The 7326-nt window shown below is 62.1% G+C and carries 13 protein-coding genes and 1 pseudogene; 5 read left to right on the forward strand and 9 right to left on the reverse strand.

Going from position 1 to position 7326, the window contains the following annotated elements; genetic code table 11:
- Positions 1–261 precede the first annotated feature (261 nt).
- Positions 262–420 (reverse strand): DUF3309 family protein, encoded by a 159-nt coding sequence (locus tag J7024_RS35700; RefSeq protein ID WP_098553000.1) that lies wholly within the window; start codon positions 418–420, stop codon positions 262–264.
- A 467-nt stretch (positions 421–887) separates the two neighbouring features.
- Between J7024_RS35700 and J7024_RS35705 the strand changes: the two genes are divergently transcribed.
- On the forward strand, positions 888–1067 hold the full coding sequence (locus tag J7024_RS35705; RefSeq protein WP_098552480.1) for a hypothetical protein: 180 nt from the start codon (positions 888–890) through the stop codon (positions 1065–1067).
- A 127-nt stretch (positions 1068–1194) separates the two neighbouring features.
- Here J7024_RS35705 and J7024_RS35710 read toward each other — a convergent pair whose 3' ends face one another.
- Positions 1195–1341 (reverse strand): DUF3096 domain-containing protein, encoded by a 147-nt coding sequence (locus J7024_RS35710; protein ID WP_006413561.1) that lies wholly within the window; start codon positions 1339–1341, stop codon positions 1195–1197.
- 367 nt (positions 1342–1708) lie between these two features.
- Here J7024_RS35710 and J7024_RS35715 point away from each other — a divergent pair, with 367 nt between their 5' ends.
- Positions 1709–1885: a CsbD family protein gene (locus J7024_RS35715; protein WP_234745944.1), complete on the forward strand. Its 177-nt coding sequence runs from the start codon at positions 1709–1711 to the stop codon at positions 1883–1885.
- Between the two features lie 123 nt (positions 1886–2008).
- On the opposite strand, the gene J7024_RS35720 is transcribed toward J7024_RS35715, so the two are convergent.
- Entirely contained in the window at positions 2009–2344 is a 336-nt protein-coding gene (locus J7024_RS35720; RefSeq protein ID WP_175914439.1) for a hypothetical protein, read from the reverse strand.
- 71 nt (positions 2345–2415) lie between these two features.
- A complete protein-coding gene (locus J7024_RS35725) occupies positions 2416–2610 on the reverse strand; it encodes a hypothetical protein (protein ID WP_234745946.1) in 195 nt (64 codons plus the stop codon).
- A 267-nt stretch (positions 2611–2877) separates the two neighbouring features.
- Here J7024_RS35725 and J7024_RS35730 point away from each other — a divergent pair, with 267 nt between their 5' ends.
- The gene (locus tag J7024_RS35730) at positions 2878–3150 is read left to right on the forward strand and encodes a hypothetical protein (protein WP_098553003.1); all 273 of its coding nucleotides are present in this window, start codon (positions 2878–2880) and stop codon (positions 3148–3150) included.
- A 190-nt stretch (positions 3151–3340) separates the two neighbouring features.
- Here J7024_RS35730 and J7024_RS35735 read toward each other — a convergent pair.
- Together J7024_RS35735 and J7024_RS35740 are read right to left on the reverse strand one after the other, a co-directional pair.
- Positions 3341–3930, reverse strand: a pseudogene (locus J7024_RS35735) (fatty acid desaturase); the annotation flags it as partial.
- An 81-nt stretch (positions 3931–4011) separates the two neighbouring features.
- The gene (locus tag J7024_RS35740) at positions 4012–4164 is read right to left on the reverse strand and encodes a hypothetical protein (RefSeq protein ID WP_234745948.1); all 153 of its coding nucleotides are present in this window, start codon (positions 4162–4164) and stop codon (positions 4012–4014) included.
- A gap of 424 nt (positions 4165–4588) precedes the next feature.
- On the opposite strand from J7024_RS35740, the gene J7024_RS35745 reads away from it, so the two are divergent.
- On the forward strand, positions 4589–5308 hold the full coding sequence (locus J7024_RS35745; protein ID WP_234745950.1) for a Crp/Fnr family transcriptional regulator: 720 nt from the start codon (positions 4589–4591) through the stop codon (positions 5306–5308).
- Between the two features lie 245 nt (positions 5309–5553).
- Positions 5554–5757, forward strand: coding sequence for a hypothetical protein (locus J7024_RS35750; protein WP_234745952.1), 204 nt, complete (start codon positions 5554–5556; stop codon positions 5755–5757).
- A 261-nt stretch (positions 5758–6018) separates the two neighbouring features.
- Here J7024_RS35750 and J7024_RS35755 read toward each other — a convergent pair whose 3' ends face one another.
- The 3 genes from J7024_RS35755 to J7024_RS35765 all read right to left on the reverse strand — a co-directional run bounded on the left by J7024_RS35755 (position 6019) and on the right by J7024_RS35765 (position 7233).
- Positions 6019–6336 (reverse strand): hypothetical protein, encoded by a 318-nt coding sequence (locus J7024_RS35755; RefSeq protein WP_226279826.1) that lies wholly within the window; start codon positions 6334–6336, stop codon positions 6019–6021.
- The gene (locus tag J7024_RS35760) at positions 6333–6704 is read right to left on the reverse strand and encodes a hypothetical protein (protein ID WP_234745954.1); all 372 of its coding nucleotides are present in this window, start codon (positions 6702–6704) and stop codon (positions 6333–6335) included. The genes J7024_RS35755 and J7024_RS35760 overlap by 4 nt, the downstream gene beginning before the upstream one ends.
- 187 nt (positions 6705–6891) lie before the next feature.
- A complete protein-coding gene (locus J7024_RS35765; protein WP_226279828.1) occupies positions 6892–7233 on the reverse strand; it encodes a hypothetical protein in 342 nt (113 codons plus the stop codon).
- Positions 7234–7326 lie beyond the last annotated feature (93 nt).

Raw genomic sequence — 7326 nt, forward strand, 5'->3', positions numbered from 1 at the left:
ATACCTGATGCTGGCCCTCGAGCAAGGGCTCGCGTGCGCAACTGTTGCCGCTGGTTCCGTGGGTACTGGCCATCATCGCCATGTCGATCGTGCTGCACGGCATTTCAGCCGCGCCGCTCATGCGCCGCTATGCGTGAGATCCGGGCGGACGCCGTGGCGCGCTGCGCGCCAGGGTCGAGCGGTCCGGTGCGATGCCGTCCGGCACGCAAGGTGCCGGGCGGCCGTCTTTCCATGAACCTGCGGCGTCGATGATGTCCCGCGTCACAGCCTGCCCAGCAGCATCAGGACGAGCAATACGATCAATACAAGGCCCAGCAATCCGCTTGGACCATACCCCCAGCCGTTGCTATAGCGCCAGGTCGGGATCACCCCGATCAGCAGCAGCACGACAACGATCAGTAGAAGAAGTCCCAATGACATGTCGTCTCTCCTCAATCGATCATCCGGCCGGTCATCGCGCAGTGCGTTCGCGCCGATGGCCACCGAATGCAATCGAACCGATGTTGCCTCCCGCCTCGACGCGCGCACACGCCGTTCGCGTTGAAATCTGCGGTGCCGCGTCTCGAATGCCGGAGTAGCCGGGACGTAAGCCGCCCTGCCCATTCATGCAGGACACGTGCTCGATGCACCCGGTTCGGAACGTGCATCGATTCTTTCGATATCAAGGTAGACGGACGCGGGCGTGGAGTCTGTCCGGCAACGTACCGGACGCACACGGATCATCGCGGACATCGCCGAAAAGCACCCGCATGACGATTTGAAGCGACGCTAACCGCCACTGCACGGCATCGTACCGACTCTCCCCTTTGTCTCGCCCATTCTGTGTCTGCACGCATTCGCGGCAGTGGTCGATATCGATACGCAGTACGCTCCCGTCAGGAGGAACTATGAAACATCATTCAGGCACACCACTTGATCAACGCGATCAGGCGACCCGGCAGAAGCAGCGGGAAGATCTCGCCCGCGCCGACATCGAGCGGTCCGAAAAGCGCATCCGTCAGGATGCCGGCATCAATTCCAATGCGAGCAAATGGCGTTATTCGCGTCCCGACAATCGGGCGAGATGAGCGACGCAAGGCGCCTCGTGGCCGCCACGAGGCCGGGCCAGCGTTCAGCCCCGTGTCCGGGGCCCATACCGTCCGATTTTGCGAATGGTCCGGCAGTCAGGCGCGCCGCGCGGAAGGCCCTCCGGATTCAGTGGAGATGTCCGCCGAACAGCCCGAGCAACCCGATGACGATCAGGTAGATCGCAACGATGTAATTCAACAGACGGGGCACCACAAGAATCAGAATGCCCGCGATCAACGAAACCAGCGGGCCCGCGCTCGTGAGAATGTGCATATACCCTCCGCAAGATTGAAAACGACCCATGGATCGTGGCGTTTGTCGAATTGGCGATCACCGGCGTCGGACCTGTCGGTCGCCATGCATCCCGAAACCGCGCGACCAGTAGCCGGGATCGATCCCGGAGTGCCCGACGGCAACGCTCGTCGCTGCATGACTCGATCGAGGTTATTCGTGGATATCCCTGACGCTACACACAGGCGAATGCGAATGCGGTACGAAAGCGTACCGACTGCCATCACGATGGCGCATGGCATGTTTTCGGGCGCCTTGGATGTCGTGCGCTAAGCGCCCGATACGAGGCTTCGATCGGTTCGTGGCTTCGTATCGGTGAAACAGGCGACCCATGCCAAGGAGCAATGTGATGAACAGCGATCAAGTGAAAGGCCGCATCGCGGAAGCAAAAGGAAAACTGAAGGAAATGATCGGCAAGGTCATGGGGAATCGAACGACCAGAATGCAGGGCACGGTCGAGCAGGTCGTCGGGAAGACGCAAGCCTCATTCGGTGACGCGAAAGCGCAATTCAAGAGGCGACCGTAGGGTGTTCGCGCGAACCGTTCCGAAGCGCCCGCGCGATCGGGATAATTGCGGCCGACTCGCCGGGTGCCGATAACACACATGGCACACGTCCGCACCCGGCGCATTCCGTTTCCCGGCCGGCCGTCATGATGCGGCAGTGTGTCGGGCGTCGTCGCTGTGCGCGGCGGCAAGTGGTTTGTGCTGCTCGTCTCCCACGCCGGGAAAGAATGCGTTCCACACGTCTCGAACACCTTTCGCGGCAGTCGCATCCGCTCCAATCGTCTCCTGGTCGCTCGAACTGGCCGGATCGGCGCGCAAACCTCGCCAGCGCGTAAAGGCAAGCACCGGCTTTTCCGTCCATTCGCCGTCGCCAAACTTCGCAAATGCCGTGTCCCCGCTCACCAGACGCACCTCATACCATCCGTCGCGAACAGGCGCATAGCGGTCCAGCACAAACCATCGTGTAGATTGGATTTTCATCATTGCCTCATAGGTTCATGGATCGTTGTACAGGACAAAAACGCCGGTCCCGTACGGTCGGCGCGTGCGCGCTAATCGGCGCACCGATTCAGCCATATCCGGCCCGCGGCCGTCATATTGATCGAGCCGCCGGTACGCGACTCGTTCGCGAGACCGCGAGTCAACAGTTCATTGGCTATGGCGCGCGGGATATCGGCCTGGGAATCGGGAATTCGATCAAGTGATTTGAGGGCCTCGACGGCCTCGGGCGAAAGTGGGACGTACATGACAGCCTCCTCGGTATCGAGTCCATCCTGAACCGGACGGCACGCGCTGGTCTGTACGGCAGCGACTATTCTCTGAGGGGCGGGTTCTTCAGAAACCGCTCTGCAACCCGGTGCTTCATCCGCATCGAAAATATGCTTCGGCATCCGATGTTTTCATTGCAAAACCATTGTCGGGCGCGCACACTGAGGATACCTGCCGGTTTGTTGTCAAGGCATCGGCGCCCTTGAATCCTTCGGCGTCAACGGTTGCTCTGTCAGGAGCAAAGCATGACCATCCCCACTCTCGAATATCGCGGACATGAACTTCGTGTCTATTCACAAATGCTTTTCCCGCCGTTCGGCGACCCCCACGCCCCCGGTCCGAAGCGCTTCGGTTCGATCGTACGCATCGATACGATCCCGGCGACCTCGGCAGCGGCGCCACGGTACTCGACCATTTTCGAGCATGGCGCCCCGCAGACGGCGGCGCTCGCACTCGACCTGGCGATGCAATTCGGCAAGGACATCGTGGATGGCAAGATCGCCCCTCGAGCGATCTGATTCGTCCGCCGCCTCCGTCTCGATGCGGGCACCGATTCCAATGCGAGCAAGTGGCGCCATTCGCGCCCTGGCATGCCGGTGTTCCGCATCGTAAGTCGCGGGCGGCCCCCGATAATCACGCATACCGGCGCAGGCGCATCGAAAAATCGGCGATCGCGTCGATGCCGCTCTGCTCCGCGCAACGGCACCAATTGTTGTGCAGTTCTTCTCCGCCGATCACGATGCCCAGCGGGAAAAGGTTGGCGCTCGCATCGGACGTCGCGAAATTCCGATAACCGTTCAAGTGACCGCAACCGTTGACCACGCCGCCACGCCGGGCAGCCCGAACAGCCCGACGTCGATCACGGCCAGCAGCCCGACGCCAAGATTCGGATAGCGGGCATAGACGCCGCGTTCGAGCCAGTCATCCGGCGTGCCCGATCCGTATCGGCGCAGCGTTTCCTCGTTGCGCGCTTCCGCGCGGTACAGTTCCGCGCCGCGCAGAGGCACCGTCGCGAGGCCGCGGGTTCGCGGGCTGTGCGGATCGTCCGGAGTCTTGCTCCTCGCGTGATGCTTGCGATGCACCGCGCCCCATTGCAGGGTCAGCATTCCGGTCGTCAACCACAGCCAGAACCGGAAGAAGTGATCGATGCACGGACGCAGATCCTGTGCGCGATGCGCTTGACAGCGGTGCAGGTACACCGTCACACCGATGATGGTGACATGCGTGAGCGCGATCACGACCCACGCAAGCTGCCACCAGGACAGCCTCAGCTCACCGTTCAGAAGAAATGCCGACATACCGCTCGCACTCCACGCCATGCTCGCATCCGCGCGCTTCGCCATGACGGCAGGTACGCGTATCGAATCCCTTCGGCCAACCTATTTCCCGACCTGATTGCCGACAACCCCGCCGACACCGGCGCCGATCACGGTATCTGTTCCGCGGTGGGACATGTCCCCGCAACCCGCCAGCACGATCGTCGTCATGGTGACGATCGCCGTCCCGGCCGCCACGCAATGTAGCTTTCTCATGATCATCTCCTCGGGTCGCCGCGGCGCCGTCCGGTCCGGCAACGCGCGCAAAAACCCCTGGGCTGACGTCCCGATGAAATTCGGGACGTCGATTCACGATGGGGAGTAAATCGCGCGAAGTCCGTCCGCTAACGTACCGGCCCGCATCTCGACCGACCGTCTCATGGAAGCACTGCTTGCGCCGCGCCCAGCGCCAAGCCTGGCGTTGACCTGACTTCCTTGTGGGCGACACCGTGCGGCGAACGGCTCCGTGAGCCTTGCCGCTCACGGCCGTCCCTGGCTCATCGGGAAATCGGGCCTGTTTCGGCCACCGTACCGTCGAGTTGCGAGCAACGAGATACGATAGCGAATCCGGCTCAATCCCCGCTGCGCCCGAATCGATCGGACAACTCCATCGCGCCAGATGCGAACCCAGGAGCCACGCATGCCAGACAACCCGCCCGTCACCGAAAATCACCTGCTTGCCGCATTGCCGGAGGACGAGCTTGCACGCATCATCCCGAACCTGACGATCGTCGACATGCCGCTCGGGAAAGTGCTGTACGAATCGGGCGGCCAGCTTCAACACGTCTTTTTCCCGACCACGTCGATCGTCTCCCTGCTTTATGTGATGGAGGACGGTTCGTCCGCCGAAATCGCGATCGTCGGCCATGAAGGCATGATCGGCGTGTCGCTGTTCATGGGCGGCGAAACGACCCCGAGCCGGGCCGTCGTGCAAAGCGCGGGGCAGGCGTATCGCCTCGACGCGCGCATCCTGAAAGAAGAATTCCGGCGCGGCGACGCGATGCAACGGCTGCTGCTGCGCTACACGCAGGCGCTCATCACGCAAATGGCACAGACCGCCGTATGCAACCGGCATCACTCGATCGATCAGCAACTGTGCCGCTGGCTGCTGCTCAGCCTCGACCGCCTGCCTTCGAACCGGCTGCGCATGACGCAGGAACTGATCGCCAACATGCTGGGGGTGCGCAGATCGGGCGTGACGGAAGCGGCATTGAAGCTGCAGGACGCGGGCCTCATCCGCTACAACTACGGCCATATCGAGGTGCTGGACCGGTCCGGGCTCGAAAAGCGTGTGTGCGAATGCTACAGCGTGGTCAAGCGCGAATTCGACCGCCTGCTTCCTGACCTGAAGCGGCTCTAGGAATCCGTCCGCAACGCGGCGCGGTTCAAGGCCGTCTGCTTCACCGATCCAGGACGGCCGCAAGAATCGGCGATACCATCAGACGGCGCAGCAATTCGACAACGGCTCCCGGCCTGCAACGGAGCTGGCCGACACTGCGCGGCATCGTACCGACTTCTTCGTCCTGCCTGGTCATCCTGTATTCGACACGCGTGCGTCGTCGATACCGATACGCCCGTGCAAGACGAATTCACGGGAGCAGGCAGATGAACGACCGCAAGCAGAAAGACGACGCCGTCAGGCAGCAACGCCGTAAATACGAGCAGGACAACGCAACGGACGACGGTATGCCCGTCGAGCCCGAAGTGCCGACACATACGCGCCCGGCCGGGCAAGAGCGGCTGCGGACCGCGAAGCAACGAATCGTCGATTCGAGAAAGCGCTGGGGCATGACCTATCCGCAGAATTGAGCACGCACCGTGATAATGATGCGGCGTTGCTCCCGACACAGGCGGAGCATGACATTCGCGCTCCGCGTTGTCGTGCGCGCGTCCCGCAGGCTGCGTCGCCGACGCTCCGGCATCAGTCCTGCTGGCGCAGGCGGATCAAGAATTCGGCAATGGCCTTGACCCGCGCTGCAGTGACCGGCGGTAAAGTCATCGAGAAAGCCTGCCTTTTCAAGTTCGATTGAAGGCGGCGTCGTACGGAGCCTTGCCCGCGAGATGCGCCGGTCACACCAACTTGCGGAAAATGGCGTCGAATTTGTTTCTGGAAAAGCAACGGCCGGACAGTTCATCCGCGAACCGGTTGTCCTGGAACCACTGGATCAAGCTGTGCCACTGGCGCATCGATTCGACGGCGATCATGCGATAGGGAACCCCGGAGTCGTTCCGGACGGCGATCTGCATGCGGGGAAGCGACGCCCACAGGCGGACGGTCTCGATCGAAAGCCCCGCCACGATTTCCGCGTCGAACGTCGCGAGGCTTGCACCGGCGACGATGCGGCTTTTCGTGGCGACGAGCGGCAACGCGGCCTGGTCGGGGATCACGCCGGCGACATCCGATGGCGATGCGGGGGAACCTTCATCGCAAGCCATTGCCGTTCGTTTACAACGAAAGGGGTGCCCTCGGTCCAGCACACGATGACGTAACCGTTCGAATGCGCGAGGTATCGCAGGCGTCTGCCACTGCCGGCATCGACGCGATCCCTGCAATCGAATGCCGGTTTCGTGACGGTAGCGGGCAAATCGTCGGGATTGAATCTGTCATGCACAACGGCAAATGAGCCCTTTTCCAGAACGAGGGCCGCACGCTCGCCATTCGCCCGACAGCGCTTCAATTCGGCGAGCGCCAGTCCGGCCAGACTTTGCGGACCGAACGTCTGCGCCAGTCGGGCAGCCAGTGCTTCGGTATTCATGTCGCCACTCCCCCCAGCAATCGCCTGGCCACCCTTCGCAGGATGGCTTAATCATCGATCGGTATGCCGATCGATCCGTCCGAGTGCTTGAGCAGTCTAGTATCGGGCGAACAATTCTTCTGTCCGCTACCGTGCCCGGGATTCGCAGCCGAGCGCAGCACGCGGCCGCGCGGCATGGAGTAGCCGGTCAGCAGATTACGGGCGGTGCAGCCGGTTCAGGCGGGCTGCCGTCGGGCTCGTCGACGAGCATCCGGAGAATTTGCTGCAGTTGCCGCGCGCATCGGCGAGCATCCTCGGGGGCATTCGCATCGATCGCCTCGAGCAGGCTGACGAATGCAATGAGGAAGGAATCGGAGACGGGCGTCTCACGCGCATGCTCGCGCAGATAAGCGCTATAACCGAAAACGCGCTGGATGAATTCGATCTGGTGAGCGGCAAATTCGTCATCGCCCACGGAAGGCGGCACAACGGCGAGAACACTGTCGGACAACGAAGGAGGAAGACGGATGTAAGACGGGCGATCACTCATGCGGGTCTCGTGAAACGCACGAGCGCGGCGTGAATGCCCGAAGCACGGACGCTGTTTCACGACGGAAGGCGCCTATGCTATAAGTGTCTCTAG

Origin of the sequence: Burkholderia sp. WTPI3 (assembly GCF_021483755.1) — a bacterium.
Taxonomy (GTDB): Bacteria; Pseudomonadota; Gammaproteobacteria; order Burkholderiales; family Burkholderiaceae; genus Burkholderia.

Coding starts and splice junctions, on each gene's coding strand:
- J7024_RS35725 (WP_234745946.1), bottom strand. CDS start 2,610: ATGTACGTCCCACTTTCGCCCGAGGCCGTCGAGGCCCTCAAATCACTT.
- J7024_RS35730 (WP_098553003.1), top strand. CDS start 2,878: ATGACCATCCCCACTCTCGAATATCGCGGACATGAACTTCGTGTCTAT.
- J7024_RS35720 (WP_175914439.1), bottom strand. CDS start 2,344: ATGAAAATCCAATCTACACGATGGTTTGTGCTGGACCGCTATGCGCCT.
- J7024_RS35705 (WP_098552480.1), top strand. CDS start 888: ATGAAACATCATTCAGGCACACCACTTGATCAACGCGATCAGGCGACC.
- J7024_RS35745 (WP_234745950.1), top strand. CDS start 4,589: ATGCCAGACAACCCGCCCGTCACCGAAAATCACCTGCTTGCCGCATTG.
- J7024_RS35715 (WP_234745944.1), top strand. CDS start 1,709: ATGAACAGCGATCAAGTGAAAGGCCGCATCGCGGAAGCAAAAGGAAAA.
- J7024_RS35765 (WP_226279828.1), bottom strand. CDS start 7,233: ATGAGTGATCGCCCGTCTTACATCCGTCTTCCTCCTTCGTTGTCCGAC.
- J7024_RS35700 (WP_098553000.1), bottom strand. CDS start 420: ATGTCATTGGGACTTCTTCTACTGATCGTTGTCGTGCTGCTGCTGATC.
- J7024_RS35710 (WP_006413561.1), bottom strand. CDS start 1,341: ATGCACATTCTCACGAGCGCGGGCCCGCTGGTTTCGTTGATCGCGGGC.
- J7024_RS35740 (WP_234745948.1), bottom strand. CDS start 4,164: ATGAGAAAGCTACATTGCGTGGCGGCCGGGACGGCGATCGTCACCATG.
- J7024_RS35760 (WP_234745954.1), bottom strand. CDS start 6,704: ATGAATACCGAAGCACTGGCTGCCCGACTGGCGCAGACGTTCGGTCCG.
- J7024_RS35750 (WP_234745952.1), top strand. CDS start 5,554: ATGAACGACCGCAAGCAGAAAGACGACGCCGTCAGGCAGCAACGCCGT.